Source organism: Pseudooceanicola batsensis HTCC2597 (assembly GCF_000152725.1).
Classification (GTDB): Bacteria; Pseudomonadota; Alphaproteobacteria; order Rhodobacterales; family Rhodobacteraceae; genus Pseudooceanicola; species Pseudooceanicola batsensis.
In genome coordinates this window covers 2,008,451-2,026,473 of the sequence record NZ_CH724131.1, presented here as the reverse complement: position 1 = coordinate 2,026,473, position 18,023 = coordinate 2,008,451, and the positions used below count along the sequence as shown (strand labels likewise).

The following is an 18,023-nucleotide window of genomic DNA, read 5'->3' as shown; positions in this document are numbered from 1 at the left end:
CCGCCAGACCCTCGACAATCCGGGGGTTCTGGCCTTAAGTCCCCAATATGAAACAGCTCATGCGAACCAATAATCCGGCGGACATGGCCTTCGCCCAGGCGCTGCTTCAGGGGGAGGGTATAGACTGGTTCGAAATGGACGTAAATATGAGCGTGCTGGAGGGATCGATCGGCATCCTGCCACGTCGGCTCATGGTCAAGTCAGAGGATCATGACCGGGCCGCGACCGTCATGAAAGACAACGGTTTCGACCTCGAGGCATGAGCGCCGCGCCGGAAACCCGCGACACGATCCTGGGCGGCCGGGTGGTCCTGTTGCAACCGAAGGATGGTTATCGGGCGGGGGTCGACCCCGTCTTCCTCGCCGCGAGCGTTGGGGCCCGGCCGGGGCAGTCCGTGCTCGATCTCGGCTGCGGGGCCGGAGCGGCGTCGCTCTGCCTGGGGCGGCGGGTGGCGGGACTGCGGCTGACGGGGCTGGAGCGGCAGCCGGTCTATGCGGAACTGGCGCGGCGCAACGCGATCGAGAACGGGCTGGCCTTCGAAGTGGTCGAAGGGGACCTGTCCGATATGCCCACCCATCTTCGTCAGCGGTCCTTCGATCATGTCATCGCCAATCCGCCCTACTTCCGGCGGGACCGGAGCCTGCGCGCCAGGGATGCCGCGCGCGAGGGGGCCATGGGTGAAGAGACGCCGCTGAGCGACTGGGTCGCGGCGGCGGCGCGTCGTTGTGCGCCGCGCGGGACCGTCACCTTCATCAACCGCGTGGACCGTCTGCCCGAAATGCTGGCGGCTTTCGAATCTTGCCTTGGGTCGCTGGAACTCTTTCCACTGATTCCGCGTGAGGGGCGCGAATCGCAACTTTTCCTCCTCCGGGGCCGGAAGGAGGGGCGGGCGGCCTTTCGTCTGCATCGCGGGCTTGTCGTTCACGCAGGTTCGACGCACGAGGGGGATCGCGTCGACTATACCCCTGCCGCATCAGCGATTCTGAGCGACGGGGCCGCCATGCCTTTCTGTGGGCCGGTAATCGAATCTTAACTCCATCAGCGGATCCTCGCGGGCGCAGCGTGACAGAAGTGTGAAACTGTGATCCAATTTTCTGGCAGCAATCAGAGAGGAGAATGAGATGAGCTTGAGTTCGCATCTGGAAGAACTGAAGAAAAAACACGAATCCCTCTCGGTCGCGGTGGAACATGCACAGCGATCGCCCGGGGCTTCGACCATGGAAATCAAAGAGCTGAAGAAACAGAAGTTGCGTCTCAAGGAAGAGATCAGCCGCCTGTCGGTGCATTAGCACCGGTTTTCCGGGGGCGTCTCAGACTGGCGCGGGCGGCGATACCCGCGCCACCGGTGATAAGTACGGTCGCAACCCCGAGCCGCGCGGTCGGTTCGGCGATGCCGGTTGCGACCAGGACCAGGGTCGACAGAAGCGGCGCGGCATAGGAGGCCACGCCGAGCATCTGTATGTCGCCCTGTTTCACCCCGATGTCCCAGGTGTAGAAGGCGAGTCCGACGGGTCCGAGGCCAAGGGCCACAACCGACAGCCACCCGATGGCCGAGACCGGCACCACCGTCTCTTCGAGCGTGAGATGCAGTCCGGCAGAGAGCACGGCGGCGGCCAGGCAGAAGACGGTCACGGCACTTGTCGGCACCGCGCCGAAGCGGCGGGAGAGGACCGAGTAGCCCGCCCATGTCAGGGCGCATGCCAGCGCCAGCAGGTACCCCAGCATGTAGTCCGGCGACAGGCCGCTGTATCCCCCGACGACCACCGCCGCCCCGGCGAAGCCGGCCAGCGCGCCCAGCAGGTGCCCGAGACGGAGACGTTCCCCCGGCAACAGCCCCGAGAAGAGGACGATGAGCAGCGGCCAGAGATAGGCGATCAGGCTCGCCTGCGCCGGTGGGGCATTGCGGAGCGCGCCGAAATAGAGCGCGTGATAACCGAAGAGCCCCACCGTCCCGAGCGCAAGCGCCGCCGGCGGGATCTGCCCCAGCGATTTCAGCTGTCCGGCAGCGACCGTCCAGATCAGGCCGACGAGTCCGCCGATCACGAAACACATGGCATTGAGCTGCAGCGGCGGCACCGGTCTGCTGCCCACGGTGAAGAGGGCCAGCAGAGCCCAGAGCAGGACTGCCGTGAAACCGATGGCTGTGGCGCGGGTGCGGGACATGCGCCCTTGTCGTCAAAGGGTGCGGTGGCGTCAACAGAAAGGGCCGGTGCAGAGGCACCGGCCCGGTTGTCCGCCAGTGGCGCGGGCGTCAGACGAAGAACTGCCCGCCGTTCGCGGTGATGGTCGAGCCGTTGATGAAGCCCGCGTCGTCGTCGGCCAGAAAGGCGACGCAGCGCGCGATCTCCTCGGGCTCGCCCAGGCGGCCGGTCGGGATCTGGCTGATGATCGCTTCGCGTACCTTTTCCGGCACGGCCATGACCATGTCGGTGGCGATGTAGCCGGGGCAGATGGCGTTGGCCGTGATGCCCTTGGAGGCGCCTTCCTGCGCCAGCGACTTGACGATGCCGAGGTCGCCCGCCTTGGTCGCGGCATAGTTGACCTGACCGAACTGGCCCTTCTGTCCGTTGATCGACGAGATCACGATGACCCGGCCGAAGCCGCGCTCGCGCATACCGGGCCAGACGGGATGGACGGTGTTGAACACGCCGGTGAGATTGGTGTCGACCACCTCTTTCCACTGCTCGGGGGTCATCTTGTGGAAAGGGGCGTCGCGGGTGATGCCGGCATTGGCGACGACGATGTCGATGGGGCCAAGCTCTTCCTCGACCTTGGCGATCCCGGTCTTGGAGGCCTCGTAATCGGCGGCGTTCCACTTGTAGGTCTTGATCCCGGTCTCCTCGGTGAAGCTGGCGGCGGCCTCGTCATTGCCCGCATAGGTGGCGGCCACCGTGTACCCCTTGTCTTTCAACGCCTTGGAGATTGCTGCGCCGATCCCGCGCGATCCTCCGGTGACCAATGCCGTCCGTGCCATGATTCCTCCTACGGTTCGGTGTCAGAGTAACTCTGTTACCCATATCGTTATCCGGGCGCAATATTGTTGCGCTAAGAAATTTTCACTCTGGCAGCAGATTCTCTGTCGCCACCCCACGCCTATCACACCTTGGCGCGGAAACGAGAAAGGGCGCCCTGCGGCGCCCCTTATTTTGCATGTCGGCGGTCGTGCTGATCAGTCGCGCTCGACGCACATGGCGACACCCATGCCGCCGCCGATGCAGAGCGTGGCAAGGCCCTTCCTGGCGTTGCGACGCTGCATTTCGAACAGCAGGGTGTTGAGAACCCGCGCGCCGGAGGCCCCGATGGGATGGCCGATGGCGATGGCGCCACCGTTCACGTTCACGATTTCCGGATCCCAGCCCATGTCCTTGTTGACGGCGCAGGCCTGGGCGGCGAAAGCCTCGTTCGCTTCGACCAGGTCGAGGTCCTCGGGCTTCCAGCCGGCTTTTTCCAGCGCCTTGCGCGAGGCATGGATCGGGCCGACGCCCATGATCGAGGGGTCCAGGCCGGCCGTCGCGTACGAGACGATACGGGCGAGGGGCGTGATGCCGCGCTTTTCGGCATTCTCGGCCGACATCAGCAGGGCCCCGGCGGCGCCGTCGTTGATCCCGCTGGCGTTGGCGGCGGTGACCGACCCGTCCCTGGTGAAGGCGGGCTTCAGTTTCTGCATGCCTTCGATCGTCGCGCCGTGGCGGATGTATTCGTCATCCTCGACCACCGTTTCGCCCTTGCGGGTCTTGACGGTGAAGGGAACGATCTCGTCCTTGAACTTGCCGGCCTTCTGTGCCGCCTCGGCCTTGTTCTGCGAGGCGAGGGCGAATTCGTCCTGCTGGTCGCGGCTGATCTGCCACTTTTCGGCGACGTTCTCGGCGGTCTGGCCCATGTGGTAGCCGTTGAAGGCATCCCAGAGGCCGTCCTTGATCATCGAATCGATGTACTTGACGTCGCCCATCTTGTGGCCCGCGCGCAGGTGCGCGACATGGGGCGAGAGCGACATGCTTTCCTGTCCGCCGGCGGCGACGATGTCGGCATCGCCAAGCTGGATGTGCTGGGCGGCAAGCGCCACGGCGCGCAGGCCGGACCCACAGACCTGGTTGATGCCCCAGGCGGCGGATTCCTGCGGCAGGCCGGCGTTGATATGCGCCTGACGGGCGGGGTTCTGGCCCTGGCCGCCGGTCAGCACCTGGCCGAGAATGGTTTCCGAGACCTCGCCGGGTTCGATTCCGGCGCGCTTGACCAGTTCGGCGAGAACGGTCGCGCCCAGGTCATGGGCGGGGGTGGTTGCGAATGATCCGAGAAAGGATCCGACGGGCGTACGGGCCGCGGATGCGATGACGACGTTCGTCATGGTGTGGTCCTCCACTATGCTTGACGCAGGAAATTCTCCCCCCACGCCTCCATGCGGATGACCTATCGCAAAACGGCCCCGGGCTCAATGTGCTGCATCGCGGCGATCCCTCAGCTGCCGGTTTCCGCGGCCGGTGGTTCCTCCCACGGGGGGCGGATCGTCGGGGCGGCAAAGCAGTAGCCCTGAACGCAATCGATCCCCGCCCGCGTGATCCACTGTGCATCCTCGGGGGTTTCGACCTGTTCCGCGACGGTCAGCATGTCCATGTGGCGGGCGATGGCGATCAGAGCGCGGGCCAGCACCTGGTTGTCGGGATCGGTCGCGACGCCGCGGATGAACTGGCCGTCGATCTTGAGGATGTCGAAGAGGAAATCGCGGAGGTAGCGGAACGACGTATGGCCCGCCCCGAAATCGTCGAGGGCGAAGCTGATCCCGTGGCGGCGCATTCGGGTCATGAAGCTGGTGACCAGTTCGGGGATCATCATGGCCGAACCTTCGGTGATCTCGAGGATCAGACGCTCGCCCAGGGCAGGATCGCGCATCAGGGCCTTGCGCAGGATGCGCATCCAGCGGGGATAGCCGATGGAACGGGCCGAGAGGTTCAGCGCCAGGCGGATCTCCGGCGTGTCCTCCAGCACGCGTAGGCCCATACTGAGGGCGGCGCAATCGATGCGGCGGCCGAGTTCCGTCACCTCGGCCGCGTGGATGAAATCCGCCGCGGGGATGACGCGCCCGGTTTCGTCGAAGATGCGGATCAGGCCCTCGTAATAGGCGATCCGGTCGGGAGCGCGCGCCTGCAGGACGGGCTGATAGGCAAGGGCCACGTTGCCGTTTTCGAGGGCGAGGGACACGGTGTTGAGAATATCTGCATCCCGCCGCGCCACGGCGTGGGTGAGCGGATCGCGGAGTTCCGGCGGAACATCCACCAGCGCCTGGTCGTTCAAGAGTGCCATTCCCGCCCCTCCGCTAAGGTCCGGGTCATCGTGACGCGACAAAGTTAATGTAGTGCGAACGGGCGTCGGCGAAATTCATGCGAATTCTAACGACCGTGTTCAGCCTTGCGACTCCCGGGCCAGCAGGCTCTCGACGATGCGGATTGCGCTGTCGCTCGACCAGTCCGCCGTCCCCACGAGCCGCGCGATCTCGCGTCCTTCGCGGTCGAGAATCACCGTCACCGGCAGCCCCAGCACGCCTGCCGCCCGGGCAAGACGGCTGCGCGGGTCGCGGTACCGGGGCAAAGCGGTGACTCCGATCTCGTCCAGGAACCGGTCGATGGCGGGCGGTGCGTTCGGCCCCGTGGCCAGAGTGACGACGGCAAAATCCTCGGCGCCGAAACGGTGTTGGAGCGCCTCCAGCGTCGGCATTTCCTCGCGGCAGGGCGCGCACCAGAGAGCCCAGAAGTTCAGGACGACGATCCGGCCCCGGTACTCCGCGAGGCTGGCCTCGCCCTCGGGCGCATCGAAGGCCACATCGGGAAAGTCGTGCGGCTCGGCATGGACGGCCAGCTTCTTCATGTCGCCCTCGCGCAGGCCGGCGATGTCCCCGGCCGCGCCGAGGTTTGCAGTGACGAGCAAGCCCGTATAAAGGAGCGCCTTGAGCCAGTTCTTCATCTTTCCTCCAACGGGTGGCCAATGACCGACACAAGCGCGAACCAGATGTGGGGGGGCCGTTTCGCCGCCGGACCCGACGCGATCATGGAGGCGATCAACGCCTCGATCGGGTTCGACCGGCGCATGGCCGCGCAGGATATCGCAGGCTCGCGCGCCCATGCCGCCATGCTGGCCGCGACGGGCATCGTCAGCGATAGCGATGCCGAGGCGATGAGGGAAGGGCTTCTCACGGTGTTGTCAGAGATCGAGGGCGGGTCCTTCGCCTTCTCGACGGCGCTCGAGGATATTCACATGAACGTCGAGGCGCGGCTGAAGGAAATCATCGGCGAACCCGCCGGGCGGCTGCACACCGGGCGGTCGCGCAACGACCAGGTGGCGACGGATTTCCGGCTCTGGGTCCGCGATCAGGCGGATGCGGCGATCGACGGGCTGCAGGCGCTGATGACGGCGCTGGTCGCGCAGGCCGAGCAGGGCGCCGACTGGGTGATGCCGGGGTTCACGCATCTTCAGACGGCGCAGCCGGTGACCTGGGGCCACCACATGATGGCCTATGTCGAGATGTTCGGGCGCGATCTGTCGCGGTTCCGCGACGCGCGGGCGCGGATGAACGAATCGCCGCTCGGGGCGGCCGCGCTGGCCGGGACCTCCTTTCCCATCGACCGCGAGATGACGGCGCGTGCCCTGGGATTCGACCGGCCGATGGCCAATTCGCTGGATGCCGTCTCGGACCGGGATTTCGCGTTGGAGTTCCTCGGCGCCGCGACCATCTGCGCGATTCATCTGAGCCGCATGGCCGAAGAGCTGGTGATCTGGTCCTCGGCCCAGTTCCGGTTCGTCGTGCTGTCGGACCGCTTCTCGACCGGGTCGTCGATCATGCCGCAGAAGAAGAACCCCGACGCGGCCGAACTGATCCGGGCCAAGATCGGCCGCATCTTCGGCGCGAACGTCGCCCTGACCATGGTGATGAAGGGCCTGCCGCTGGCCTATTCCAAGGACATGCAGGAGGACAAGGAACAGGTCTTCGATGCTGCCGACAACCTGATGCTGGCGCTGGCGGCGATGACCGGCATGGTGTCGGACATGGCCGCGAACCGCGAGGCGCTCGAGGCGGCGGCGGGGTCGGGCTTTTCCACCGCGACCGACCTGGCCGACTGGCTGGTGCGTACGCTCGACATGCCGTTCCGCGAAGCACATCACGTCACCGGGTCGCTCGTCGCCCTGGCCGAGCGGAAGGGCTGCGACCTGCCGGACCTGACGCTGGCCGACATGCAGGGCGTTCACGCGGCGATCACGGATGACGTCTTCGGGGTTTTGGGGGTCCACAACTCGGTCGCCTCGCGCACATCCTACGGCGGAACGGCGCCTGAACGGGTGCGGGAACAGATCCTGCGCTGGAAGGATGTGCTGAAATGACCCGCCTGCTGGCTCTCGTCCTGCTGTTCGGCATGGCCGCGCTCGTCTCGGCCTGCGGCGTGGACGGCGAGCCCGAACAACCCGAGCCCGAGACCGCAACCGAAACCGGAGTGACCGTGCACGGCCGTGTCGCGTTCGGGGTGTCGTTCTGATGTCGACGCTGCGCATCCTGTACCTGCTGCTGGCGGTCTGGGGCGCGGTGCATCCGATGTGGCATGTCCTGTCCTGGCTCACCGCCAACGGGTTCGACATGCAGGGCCTTTTCGCCGCGTGGACGGCGAACGACGCGGTCACGGGGCTGTCGATGGATCTTGTCATCGCGGTCATCGCCCTTGTCCTGTGGATCCTGGCCGAGGTCTCGGTCCGCCGGAACTGGTCCTCGCTCTGGGCGGTTCCGGCGACCTGTCTCATCGGGGTCGGCTGCGGGCTGCCGCTCTATCTCTTTCTCAGAACACGGCCCGTCTGAGGCCGCACGGGGACCGCAATGGATCATTTCCTCTACCGCGATGGCGCTCTCTATGCCGAGGACGTGCCGGTGGCCGAGATCGCCGCCGAGGTCGGCACGCCGTTCTACCTCTATTCGACGGCCACGCTGACGCGTCATTTCCAGCTGTTCGACGATGCGCTCTCCGGCCTGCCGCACCTGGTCTGCTATGCGATGAAGGCCGCGTCGAACCAGGCGATCCTCAGGACGCTGGCGGATCTCGGGGCGGGCATGGATGTCGTCTCGGGCGGTGAATATGCGCGGGCCCGGGCGGCGGGCGTTCCGGGCGAGAGGATCGTCTTCTCGGGCGTCGGCAAGACGCGGGTCGAGATGCGCGAGGCGCTGGCCGGCGGCATCCGCCAGTTCAACATCGAGAGCGAGCCGGAGCTGGAGGCGCTGAACGAGGTCGCGCTGTCCATGGGGGTGGTCGCGCCGGTGACGGTGCGGGTGAACCCGGATGTCGACGCCAGGACCCACGCCAAGATCGCGACCGGCAAATCCGAGAACAAGTTCGGGATCCCCATTTCCCGCGCGCGCGAGGTCTACGCCCGGATCGCAGCTCTTCCGGGGCTCGAGGCGATCGGAATCGACGTGCACATCGGCTCGCAGCTGACCGATCTCGAACCGTATCGGCAGGCGTTCGAAAAGGTCGGCGACCTGACCGATGCGCTGCGGGCAGACGGCCATGACATCCGGCGTCTGGACCTCGGCGGCGGGCTGGGCATCCCTTATACCCGCGGCAACGAGCCGCCGCCGCTGCCGATGGATTACGGCAAGCTGATCGCGGAAACGCTGGGCGACAAGGGCTGCGAGATCGAGATCGAGCCGGGGCGCCTGGTCGCGGGCAACGCGGGGATCATGGTCAGCCGCGTGATCTACGTGAAGTCCGGCGAGGGGCGCGATTTCCTCATCCTCGACGGGGCGATGAACGACCTGATCCGCCCGGCCATGTACGAGGCCCATCACGACATCGTGCCGGTGGTCGAGGCAGAGGCCGGTATCGAGTACCGGCCCTACGATATCGTCGGACCGGTGTGCGAATCCGGCGACACCTTCGCCAGACAGCGGATGATGCCGCCCCTGGAGGCCGGCGACCTCGTCGCCTTCCGGTCGGCCGGGGCCTATGGCGCGGTCATGAGCAGCGAATACAACACCCGCCCGCTGATCCCCGAAGTTCTGGTCAATGGGCATCAATTCGCTGTCATCCGGCCCCGCCCGAGCTTTGACGAGATCATAAACCGGGATACGCTACCTCCATGGCTGTAGGGTGACGCACGCCCGCCTTCGAGGAGTCGCATGACCGACCGCACGATCTTTGCCGACACCCTGTCCCGTATCTCGCGGCCGCTGGCCCTGACCCGTCTGGGGCTGTTGGCCGAACGGCTGGCCCGCGCCTTCTGGCCGCTCTGGTCGGTGGTGATCCTGGCCGCCGGTATGCTGATGCTGGGCCTGCACGACATGGTCGCGGTCGAGGTGGTCTGGGCGGTCGGCGCGATCTTCGCGGTGCTGGCGCTGGTCTTCGCCGGCTACGGGCTGTGGTCGTTCCGATGGCCGCGGCGGGAAGAGGCCCTGGCGCGGCTCGACGCCTCGCTCAAGGGGCGGCCTTTGCAGGCGCTGCGCGACGCGCAGGCCATCGGCAGCGGCGATTTCGGGTCGGAATCCCTCTGGCGGATGCACCAGTCGCGCATGGCCGACCGGGCCTCGGTGGCGAAGGCGGTCGATCCCGATCTCCGTGTCAGCAGCCGCGATGTCTTCGGCCTGCGCTTCATCGCGCTCACGGTCCTGATGATCGCCATGATCTTCGGCTCGTTCTGGCGCGTCGGCACGGTGGCGGGCATGGCGCCCGGCGGCGGCGCGGCACTGGCCGCCGGACCCACCTGGGAGGGATGGATCGAACCGCCCGTCTACACCGGCCTGCCCGTTCTCTACCTTGCCGATCTGGACGACGGGTTCGCGGTGCCCGAGGGCAGCAAGGCGACCATCCGTCTCTACGGCGAGGTCGGCGCGCTTTCGGTCGAACAGACCGTCGGGCCGGCTGTCGAGGACCCCAGCGCGCCGTCCCAGGTGATCCCGCTGGAACGCGAGGGCGAACTGGCGGTCGCCGGACCGGGCGGTGAAAGCTGGCAGGTCAGCCTGACAAGTGACACCGTGCCGTTCGTCGAGGTCACCGGCCCCTCCGAGGCGAGCGTGCGGGGCGAGTTCAAGCTGCCATTCGCCGCCGGCGACGACTATGGCGTCGAGATGGGCGAGGCGGAAATCGCGCTCGATCTGCCCGCGGTCGACCGCCGCCATGGTCTTGCCAGCGCGCCGGAACCGCGCGATCCGATCCGGTTGCAGATGCCGCTGCCGATCGCCGGGGACCGCACGGCCTTCGATCAGGAGCTGATCGAGAACCTGTCGGAACACCCCTGGGCCAACCTTCCGGTGACCGTGACGCTGCGGGCCACCGATGCGGCCGAGCAGACCGGCGCCTCGGAGCCCTACGAGACCCGGCTGGCGGCGCGGCGGTTCTTCGATCCGTTGGCGGCCGCGCTGGTCGAACAGCGGCGCGACCTTCTGTGGAACCGCGACAACGCCCGCCGGATCGTGCGCGTGATGAAGGCGATCTCGTGGCAGCCCGAGGGGCTTTTCCGGTCACAGACCGCCTATCTGCGGATGCGGGTGCTGATGCGCCGCATGGATGCGATCACGCAGTATGCACGCCTGACGGACGATCAGGTGGACAGCCTGGCGCAGGCGCTCTGGGATCTGGCGCTGCTGATCGAGGACGGCGATCTCGAAGATGCGCGCGAGCGGCTGCAACGGGCGCAGGAACGTCTGTCCGAGGCCATGAAGAACGGCGCCAGCGACGAGGAAATCGCCCGGTTGATGCAGGAACTGCGCGACGCCACGCAGGACTACATGCGCCAGCTCTCGCGCGAGGCCGCCGAGGAAGGCGAGCAGATGGGCGAAGAATTGTCGGCCGAGCAGATGGAAAATGCCATGCGCCTCAGCCAGGACGATCTGCAGGCGATGATGGACCGCATCCAGGAACTGATGGAGCAGGGCCGGATGGCCGAGGCGCAGCAGGCGCTGGAAGAGCTCCAGCAGATGATGGAGAACATGCGCGTCACCCAGGGTCAGGGCGGGCAGCAGCAGTCGCCGGGTCAGCAGGCGATGGAGGGGCTTTCGGAAACGCTCCGCGATCAGCAGGGCCTGTCGGACGAGGCTTTCCGCGATCTGCAGGAGCAGTTCAACCCCGATGCCAACCGCGGCGAAAGCCAGCAGAACCAGGGTCGCAGCGGCAATCAGGGCCGGGGTCAGCAGCATGGTCAGAACCAGCCGGGCCAAGGGCAGGGTCAGCAGCCGGGCCGGCAACCCGGTCCGCAGTCCGGCGGCAACCAGCAGCCCGGTCAGGGCCAGGGGCAGGGCGATCTTGAACAGGGGCTTGCCGACCGGCAGCAGGCGCTGCGCAACGAACTCAACCGTCAACGGGGCAACCTGCCGGGGCTGGGCGGCGAAGCGGGCGAACAGGCCCGCCGGTCGCTGGAGCGCGCCGAGGAGGCTATGCGCGGCGCCGAGGAGGCCCTGCGCGGCGACGACCTCGCCGGGGCGATCGACCGTCAGTCCGTCGCGATGGAAGCGCTGCGCGACGGCATCCGCAACATGGGCGAAGCCATGGCCGAAGAACGCCGGCAGGCCCAGGGCCAGCAGGGGCAGGCCAACGGCAATACCGGGGGCGAGCGCAACGACCCGCTCGGCCGCAGCGCCGGCACGAATGGCGACATGGGCAGCCAGCGCGACATGCTGCAGGACCGCGACGTCTATCGCCGTGCGCTGGAACTGGAAGAGGAACTGCGCCGCCGGTCCGGCGACAGCGACCGGCCCGAGATCGAGCGCGAGTATCTGAAGCGGTTGCTGGAACGGTTCTGACGGCGCGGGGACAGGCCGGCTCCTCTGCGACGGCGCGGCAGGTTACTGATCGGGCGCTGTCTCGTCGGACATGGCATCCAGGCGTTCCGCGAGGGTCTCGGCCTTTTCGTCCAGCCACATGCGGCCGTCGTCCACGCCCGCGACATACGCCTCCAGCGGGCCGGCCAGCGCCGGTACCGCATCGGCCAGCTGGGGGGCCTGAAGGTAGATGATGGTCATGAGCACGGCCAGCACGATGACGGCGACGAACCCGCGCCGAAACCCGAGCCGCTGCTCCTGCGCGGCCGCCCGGCCGGACCGGTCCTCGGCCCGGCGTGCGGGATCGCCCTTGCGGCGCAGGGTCGAGTTGATCTCCTCGATGTCCGGCAAGAGGTTCCGGCGCGACTCCCCGGCCTCCTGCGGCTCCGGCTCTTGCGGGGGATGCTGGGCCGCATCGGCATCGGCCCGGACCCGCGCCAGCCGGCTTTCGGCCGCGATCTCGCGCGCCTGGCGTCCGCGGTCGGGTTCCGGCTCGCCCAGCCCCAGGTCCGGCTGACTCTCCAGCGGCGCACCGGCGCGCGCGCGCTCTTCATAAACGGCCTCTTCCTGCAGGATCGACTTGACCTCCGGCGACAGGGGGCGCCGGCGCAGGGGCTGCTGTTCCTCGGGCAAGGCATCGCCCGCCTCCGGCGACGGGAGGGCGTCCGACACGCCCGTCTCGTCCTCGTCCGACCAGCCGTCGTCATCGATGTCGTCATCCGCCTCGGGATCCGGCCGGAACGAAGGTTCGCGTGCGGGCTCCGGCGCCTCCGGAAGGTCGGCGCCATCCTGCGCATCCTCGTCGGGCATGTGGTCGGGATGGTACTGATACCAGGTGTCGCCGCAGTTGGAGCATTGGACATCGCGTCCGGCGGCCGGAATGACCTCGTCCGGAACCTCGTATTCCGCATCACAGTTTGGACAGGTCAGTCGCATCCATCCTCCGCATACGCCGCTGCGTACCGCTTCGAAGCATAGCTTATCTTGTATATGCTTCGGTGAAAAACGCAATCGCCGCCCTGCCTGATCCAATTGAAACCTTGGGCCGAGTGGTGCAGAAGGAGGCTGGCCGACGGGGGAATGACGTGATCGAGCTGGACAATCTGGCCTACAGTTACGGCGGTGGCGAACTGCTGAGCGAGGTCTCACTCAAACTGGCGCCGGGCTCGTTCCATTTTCTCACCGGACCGTCCGGGGCGGGCAAGACGACCTTTCTCAAGCTCTGTTACGGGGCGCTGGTTCCGACCGCGGGCCATGCGCGCATCTTCGGGCAGGACGTGCGCGAGATGACCCGCGACGACATCGCGATGGTCCGCCGCAGGATCGGCGTGGTGCACCAGGACTGCCAGTTCCTCGACCACCTGCCGATCTCGGAGAACGTCGCCCTGCCGCTGACCGTGGCCGGGCGCGACGTGCAGGCCGAGGCGGCAAATCTCGACGAACTGCTCGCCTGGTGCGGGCTCACCCCGCGCGCAAGCGCGCTGCCGCCGCAACTCTCGGGTGGTGAGCGTCAGCGCGCCGCGCTCGCCCGGGCGGTGATCCTGTCGCCCGACGTCATCCTGGCCGACGAACCGACCGGCAATGTCGACTGGGAAATGTCGCAGCGCCTGCTGCAGCTGCTCGTGGAACTGAACCGGATGGGCAAGACCGTCCTGATCGCCTCGCACGACCTGGGCCTGATCCGGGCGGCCAAGCAGCATGTCCAGGCGCGGGTGCTGCGCATCTCGAACCGGCGGCTGCAGCTGGCGGGGGCGGACCTGTGAGGGGGCCGCGGGTCATCGGCGATCTTGTCTCGGGCGACGGCTCGGCCGACCGGGTGGTGCCGCCGTCGGGCCAGACCGCGCACCTGACCCTCTTCGCCGCGGCCGTCATGGCCTTCCTCGCGGTCTTCGCCCTGGCGCTGTCGCTCTCCACCGGCCGGCTCGCGGACAGGTGGGGCGAGGATCTGGCACGGGCCTCGACCGTGCGCATATCGGCGCCCGGAGAGCAGATGCAGGCGCAGACGGCGGCCGCGCTCCGGGTGCTGGAAACGACCGAGGGCGTCGCCTCGGCGCGGGCCCTGGATGCAACCGAACAGAGGGCGCTGCTGGCGCCGTGGTTCGGGCCGGAGGTGCCTGTCGAAGACCTGCCGGTGCCGCAGCTGATCGAGGTGATCGAGACCGACGCGGGCTTCGACGCCGCCGGTCTGAGGCTGCGGCTCTCGGCCGAGGCGCCCGGCGCGGTGCTCGACGATCACACGCGCTGGCGCCGTCCGCTGGTCCGCGCGGCCGAGCGGCTGCGCGCCCTCGGCTACCTGTCGATCCTGCTGATCGGCGGGGCCATGGCGGCCATCATTACTTTGGCCGCCAGCGCCGCCCTTTCGGCCAATGCGCAGGTGATCGGCGTGCTGCGCCTCGTCGGGGCCGAGGACCGCTATGTCGCGAGGGCGTTCGTGCGGCGCTTCACCCTGCGGACGCTCGCCGGGGCCGCGGCCGGAACCCTTGCGGGCTGTCTGGCGCTCCTGCTCCTGCCGTCGTCCGGCGAGGGCCTGGACATGCTCACCGGGCTCGGATTCCGGGGGGCGGAATGGCTCCTGCCGCTGCTGCTGCCGCCGGTGGCGGGGCTGGTGGCATACGCCGCCACCCGCCGCGCCGCGCTCCGCGTCCTGGGAGAGCTGACATGATCCTGCAGTACCTGCGATCGCTGATCTTCGTGGGCCAGATGTACCTGGCGATGGCAGTCTACGCGCTGATCTACACGCCCTTCGTGCTGTTCAACCGCGATGCAGCCTATGCGGCGGTCCATGCCTACTGCCGGTACGTGCGCTGGACCGCGCGATGGATGGTGGGCATCCGCAGCGAAGTGCGCGGAGAGGTGCCGGAGGGCGAGGTCCTGATCGCCTCCAAGCATCAGAGTTTTCTCGATATCATCCTGATCGTCAGCGCCCTGCCGCGCCCGAAGTTCATCATGAAGGCAAGCCTCGTCCACGCGCCGATCCTGGGCTGGTACGCCCTGCGGATCGGGTGCGTCCCGGTGGACCGCGGCAAACGGGCCCAGGCGATCCGCCAGATGATGGACGGGGTCACGGCCGGAGACGCCCCCGCGGGCCAGCTGATCATCTACCCGCAGGGCACGCGGGTCGCCCCCGGTGCCTACCTGCCCTACAAGGTCGGATCGGCGGTGATATACGAGACCACGGGCCAGACCTGCGTGCCCGCCGCGACCAATGTCGGGCTGTTCTGGCCCAGGCATGGCATCCTGCGCAAGCCGGGCCTGGCGGTGGTCGAGTTCCTCGAGCCCCTGCCACCCGGTCTCGAACGCCACGAGTTCCTGAGGCGTTTGGAAACCGAGATCGAGCTTGCAAGCAACCGGCTGATGCAGGAGAGCGGCTATGCCGAACCCGCACCCTCCAACACCCTGTCGACCTGAAGCGATCCGATCGCGCGCCTTCGGCGCATTCCATGACTAACAGGGGGCTGTCTGGCCCCTGCGTCGCGACTGCCGTGGCAGTCGCGCCGACCCCCGAGGATATTTGTCGGACCAAAGAAGGATAATCGCTTCTTTGGTCAGGAAAATATCCCCGCCGGAGGCCCCGAGGCGTCGGCCCCGCCTGCGGGGCCGGCAACGAGTGGAATGACTTGCGCCGCCCGGAGGGCGGCGCTCTTCCGGATCAGGAGTGGATCGGGCCGTCGCCGCAGGCGAGGGCGGCTTCGCGCACGGCTTCGGAATAAGTCGGATGCGCGTGGCAGGTCAGGGCGAGGTCCTGGGCGGAGGCGCCGAATTCCATCGTCACGCAGATCTCGTGGATCAGGTCGCCCGCCGCGGGGCCGATGATATGGGCCCCGAGAATGCGGTCGGTCTCCTTGTCGGCGAGGATCTTCACGAACCCTTCCGAGGCGAAGACCGCCTTGGCGCGGGCATTGCCCATGAAGGAGAACTTGCCGGCCTTGTAGGCGCGGCCCTCTTCCTTGAGCTGGTCCTCGGTCTTGCCGACGGCGGCGACCTCCGGATGGGTGTAGATCACCGATGGAATGACGCCATAGTTGACATGGCCGTGCTTGCCGGCAAGCACCTCGGCCACTGCCATGCCCTCGTCCTCGGCCTTGTGGGCCAGCATCGGGCCGGCGATGGCATCCCCGATGGCGTAGATGCCCTTCACGCTGGTCGCCCAGTGATCGTCGGTCTTGATGACGCCCCGGTCGGTCGTCTCGACACCGATATCGGCGAGGCCCAGGCCGTCGGTATAGGCCCTGCGGCCGGTGGCGATGAGCACGACATCGGCGTCGAGCTGGTGTTCGCTGTCGTCCTTGCGGGCCTTGTAGGTCAGCTTGGCCTTGCCGCGCGCGGTCTCGACCGACTGGACCGCGCCGCCCATGATGAAGTCCATCCCCTGCTTCTTCAGGATTTTCTGGAGGTTGCGCTGAACTTCCTTGTCCATCCCGGGGGTGACGTGGTCGAGGAATTCGATCACCGTCACCTCGGTGCCGAGGCGGGCATAGACCGAGCCCATCTCGAGCCCGATGACGCCGGCCCCCACCACGATCATCTTCTTCGGCACCTTGTTCAGCGTCAGCGCGCCGGTCGAGGAGACGACGATCTTTTCGTCGATCTCGATCCCGGGGAGAGTGGCGGGTTCGGAGCCGGTTGCGACGATGATGTTCTTCGCCTCGTGGGTCTCGTCGCCGACCTTGACCTTGCCAGCCTCGGGAATCGATCCCCAGCCCTTGAGCCAGTCGATCTTGTTCTTCTTGAAGAGGAACTCGATCCCCTTGGTGTTGCTGTCGACCGTGGACTGCCGGTACTCCTGCATGACCTTCCAGTCGACCGAGGGGCTCTTGCCCTTGAGGCCCATGGTGGCGAAGTTGTGTTCGGCCTCGTGCAGCTGATGGGTCGCGTGGAGCATCGCCTTGGAGGGGATGCAGCCGATGTTGAGGCAGGTGCCGCCGAGCGTGTCGCGGCCCTCGACGCAGGCGGTTCTGAGACCGAGCTGGGCGCAGCGGATGGCCGCGACATAGCCGCCGGGGCCGGAACCGATCACGATCACATCATAGGCTGCCATTGGGAACTCCTTGGGTCTGTTCGGCGTCGGTGTCAGGGCCGGTTTACGCGGGTCCGGGGCGAGAGGGAAGGGGCGCTGCCCCTCCTGGCCGTTCCGGCCAGTTCACCCCGGAGTATTTCCGGCAAGATGAAGGTCAAAGGAGGCTCGCCAGGATCATCAGCGTGGTGGCCAGCAACCCCGCCAGCCAGATCAGGCTGCGCCAGGGCACCCAGCCCAGGACATAGGCCGGGACATAGAGGATGCGGGCGGCCAGGTAGATCCAGGCGCAGGCCGCGGTGAGCCCGGTGGAGCCGGCATGGGCGGCCAGCAGCGCGGCGATGGTGAAGAGGATCAAGCCCTCGAAATGGTTGTTCATCGCGCGGTGGATGCGGCCGGGCCGGCCCGAAAGTTCGATCTTCTTGTCGCGCGGTTTCAGGGCGGCCCGGGTTCCGGCCTGGGCCTGACCGGCCACGGAATAGAGTGCGATCTGGAGGATCTGGAGCAGCGCGGCGAGGGCCAGGACAGTGAGTTCGGGGGTCATTGCCTGCGTCTCCACACCACGACGGTCCAAAGGGCCAAGAGCGGTCCGGCGACGATCTCGGCGATGACCGAGGGCAGCAGCGCCGGGTCGGTCAGCGGGGCATAGCCCGGCTGTATCAGCCGCGCGACCCCGCCAAGGGCGATGGCCAGCAGAAAGGCCGCGGCGATCGGGGCGAAGATCCGGAACCGCAGCGCGGCGGCGGCCATGCACAGCCCCATGCCCGCAAAGGTCGCGGCGAAGAACCGGACGTTGTTGTCGTGCCGGGCAAAGTCGATCGATGCCGAGGTGGGCACCGCGTCGGAAGGAAACTGCCAGCCGAGGGTCGGCATGCCGCCCAGCCCCGTGTTCAGCCCGATGACCACCATGGCCAGACCGGTCAGGCCGAGGATGACACGCAGAACCGTCTCCATCAGGCGGTCCGCAGGAAATGCGCCGATCCGGCGGTGACGGCGGCGCGGCGGCCGTGCGTGTCGGCCACGGCGCGGTCGAGCCAGCCTTGTGCCTTGGCGCGGTCGTTCACGTCGAACAGCACCCAGATCTCGCCCGGCGCCTCTGCGCCGTTCCAGACTTGCAGCCGGGTCAGTCCGGCGAGCGCCTGATCTTCGGTGTCCTCTGTCAGGGCGTCCATCGTCGTTTCGGGATCGGTGCTGTCGAGCCGACAGAGAAGTTGGAGGGGCATGGTC

21 protein-coding genes are annotated in these 18,023 nt (G+C 67.3%); 11 read left to right on the top strand and 10 right to left on the bottom strand.

Annotated elements, in window-relative coordinates; translation table 11 throughout:
• The first annotated feature begins 47 nt into the window (after positions 1-47).
• The 3 genes from OB2597_RS13650 (at position 48) to OB2597_RS21505 (ending at position 1,289) form a co-directional block, all read left to right on the top strand.
• The gene (locus OB2597_RS13650; protein ID WP_009806172.1) at positions 48-263 is read left to right on the top strand and encodes a putative signal transducing protein; all 216 of its coding nucleotides are present in this window, start codon (positions 48-50) and stop codon (positions 261-263) included.
• The gene (locus OB2597_RS13645; RefSeq protein WP_009806171.1) at positions 260-1,033 is read left to right on the top strand and encodes a tRNA1(Val) (adenine(37)-N6)-methyltransferase; all 774 of its coding nucleotides are present in this window, start codon (positions 260-262) and stop codon (positions 1,031-1,033) included. Before OB2597_RS13650 ends, OB2597_RS13645 begins: the two co-directional genes overlap by 4 nt.
• An 88-nt stretch (positions 1,034-1,121) precedes the next feature.
• Positions 1,122-1,289: a YdcH family protein gene (locus OB2597_RS21505; protein WP_009806170.1), complete on the top strand. Its 168-nt coding sequence runs from the start codon at positions 1,122-1,124 to the stop codon at positions 1,287-1,289.
• Here OB2597_RS21505 and yddG read toward each other — a convergent pair.
• From yddG to OB2597_RS13620, 5 genes are all read right to left on the bottom strand, one after another.
• Positions 1,267-2,163: an aromatic amino acid exporter YddG gene (gene yddG / locus OB2597_RS13640; RefSeq protein WP_009806169.1), complete on the bottom strand. Its 897-nt coding sequence runs from the start codon at positions 2,161-2,163 to the stop codon at positions 1,267-1,269. The two genes, OB2597_RS21505 and yddG, sit on opposite strands and share 23 nt — an antisense overlap.
• 88 nt (positions 2,164-2,251) lie before the next feature.
• Positions 2,252-2,974, bottom strand: a complete 723-nt coding sequence (gene phbB, locus OB2597_RS13635) for an acetoacetyl-CoA reductase (protein WP_040609344.1) — start codon at positions 2,972-2,974, stop codon at positions 2,252-2,254.
• A gap of 195 nt (positions 2,975-3,169) precedes the next feature.
• Positions 3,170-4,345 (bottom strand): acetyl-CoA C-acetyltransferase, encoded by a 1,176-nt coding sequence (locus OB2597_RS13630; protein ID WP_009806167.1) that lies wholly within the window; start codon positions 4,343-4,345, stop codon positions 3,170-3,172.
• A gap of 110 nt (positions 4,346-4,455) precedes the next feature.
• Positions 4,456-5,298, bottom strand: coding sequence for an EAL domain-containing protein (locus OB2597_RS13625; RefSeq protein WP_009806166.1), 843 nt, complete (start codon positions 5,296-5,298; stop codon positions 4,456-4,458).
• Between the two features lie 99 nt (positions 5,299-5,397).
• On the bottom strand, positions 5,398-5,955 hold the full coding sequence (locus OB2597_RS13620; RefSeq protein WP_009806165.1) for a TlpA disulfide reductase family protein: 558 nt from the start codon (positions 5,953-5,955) through the stop codon (positions 5,398-5,400).
• A 21-nt stretch (positions 5,956-5,976) separates the two neighbouring features.
• Here OB2597_RS13620 and argH point away from each other — a divergent pair, with 21 nt between their 5' ends.
• The 5 genes from argH to OB2597_RS13600 are packed head-to-tail and all read left to right on the top strand — an operon-like array spanning position 5,977 to position 11,764.
• The gene (gene argH, locus OB2597_RS13615; RefSeq protein WP_009806164.1) at positions 5,977-7,368 is read left to right on the top strand and encodes an argininosuccinate lyase; all 1,392 of its coding nucleotides are present in this window, start codon (positions 5,977-5,979) and stop codon (positions 7,366-7,368) included.
• Positions 7,365-7,520 (top strand): lipoprotein, encoded by a 156-nt coding sequence (locus OB2597_RS22305; RefSeq protein WP_009806163.1) that lies wholly within the window; start codon positions 7,365-7,367, stop codon positions 7,518-7,520. Before argH ends, OB2597_RS22305 begins: the two co-directional genes overlap by 4 nt.
• Complete coding sequence (locus OB2597_RS13610; protein ID WP_009806162.1) at positions 7,520-7,834, top strand: DUF2834 domain-containing protein; 315 nt, start codon at positions 7,520-7,522, stop codon at positions 7,832-7,834. Before OB2597_RS22305 ends, OB2597_RS13610 begins: the two co-directional genes overlap by 1 nt.
• 18 nt (positions 7,835-7,852) lie before the next feature.
• Positions 7,853-9,118, top strand: coding sequence for a diaminopimelate decarboxylase (lysA, locus tag OB2597_RS13605; RefSeq protein WP_009806161.1), 1,266 nt, complete (start codon positions 7,853-7,855; stop codon positions 9,116-9,118).
• A gap of 30 nt (positions 9,119-9,148) precedes the next feature.
• Positions 9,149-11,764 (top strand): TIGR02302 family protein, encoded by a 2,616-nt coding sequence (locus OB2597_RS13600; protein WP_009806160.1) that lies wholly within the window; start codon positions 9,149-9,151, stop codon positions 11,762-11,764.
• A gap of 42 nt (positions 11,765-11,806) precedes the next feature.
• Here the strand turns inward: OB2597_RS13600 and OB2597_RS13595 are convergent, their stop codons facing one another.
• Positions 11,807-12,718 carry a zinc-ribbon domain-containing protein gene (locus OB2597_RS13595; protein ID WP_009806159.1) on the bottom strand — a complete coding sequence of 304 codons (912 nt, stop codon included), beginning with the start codon at positions 12,716-12,718 and terminating at the stop codon, positions 11,807-11,809.
• 149 nt (positions 12,719-12,867) lie between these two features.
• Here OB2597_RS13595 and OB2597_RS13590 point away from each other — a divergent pair, with 149 nt between their 5' ends.
• Genes OB2597_RS13590 through OB2597_RS13580 form a run of 3 tightly spaced genes read left to right on the top strand, consistent with a single transcriptional unit; the run spans position 12,868 to position 15,190 of the window.
• A complete protein-coding gene (locus tag OB2597_RS13590; protein WP_009806158.1) occupies positions 12,868-13,545 on the top strand; it encodes a cell division ATP-binding protein FtsE in 678 nt (225 codons plus the stop codon).
• A complete protein-coding gene (locus OB2597_RS13585) occupies positions 13,542-14,444 on the top strand; it encodes a cell division protein FtsX (protein WP_009806157.1) in 903 nt (300 codons plus the stop codon). Before OB2597_RS13590 ends, OB2597_RS13585 begins: the two co-directional genes overlap by 4 nt.
• Entirely contained in the window at positions 14,441-15,190 is a 750-nt protein-coding gene (locus OB2597_RS13580; protein ID WP_009806156.1) for a lysophospholipid acyltransferase family protein, read from the top strand. The genes OB2597_RS13585 and OB2597_RS13580 overlap by 4 nt, the downstream gene beginning before the upstream one ends.
• Positions 15,191-15,431: 241 nt before the next feature.
• On the opposite strand, the gene lpdA is transcribed toward OB2597_RS13580, so the two are convergent.
• The 4 genes from lpdA to OB2597_RS13560 form a co-directional block, all read right to left on the bottom strand.
• Positions 15,432-16,820 carry a dihydrolipoyl dehydrogenase gene (gene lpdA, locus OB2597_RS13575; protein ID WP_009806155.1) on the bottom strand — a complete coding sequence of 463 codons (1,389 nt, stop codon included), beginning with the start codon at positions 16,818-16,820 and terminating at the stop codon, positions 15,432-15,434.
• 133 nt (positions 16,821-16,953) lie between these two features.
• Positions 16,954-17,340 (bottom strand): MAPEG family protein, encoded by a 387-nt coding sequence (locus OB2597_RS13570; RefSeq protein ID WP_009806154.1) that lies wholly within the window; start codon positions 17,338-17,340, stop codon positions 16,954-16,956.
• Entirely contained in the window at positions 17,337-17,750 is a 414-nt protein-coding gene (locus tag OB2597_RS13565; RefSeq protein ID WP_009806153.1) for a DUF4345 domain-containing protein, read from the bottom strand. The genes OB2597_RS13570 and OB2597_RS13565 overlap by 4 nt, the downstream gene beginning before the upstream one ends.
• Positions 17,750-18,019, bottom strand: a complete 270-nt coding sequence (locus OB2597_RS13560; protein ID WP_009806152.1) for a hypothetical protein — start codon at positions 18,017-18,019, stop codon at positions 17,750-17,752. The genes OB2597_RS13565 and OB2597_RS13560 overlap by 1 nt, the downstream gene beginning before the upstream one ends.
• Between the last annotated feature and the right edge of the window lie 4 nt (positions 18,020-18,023).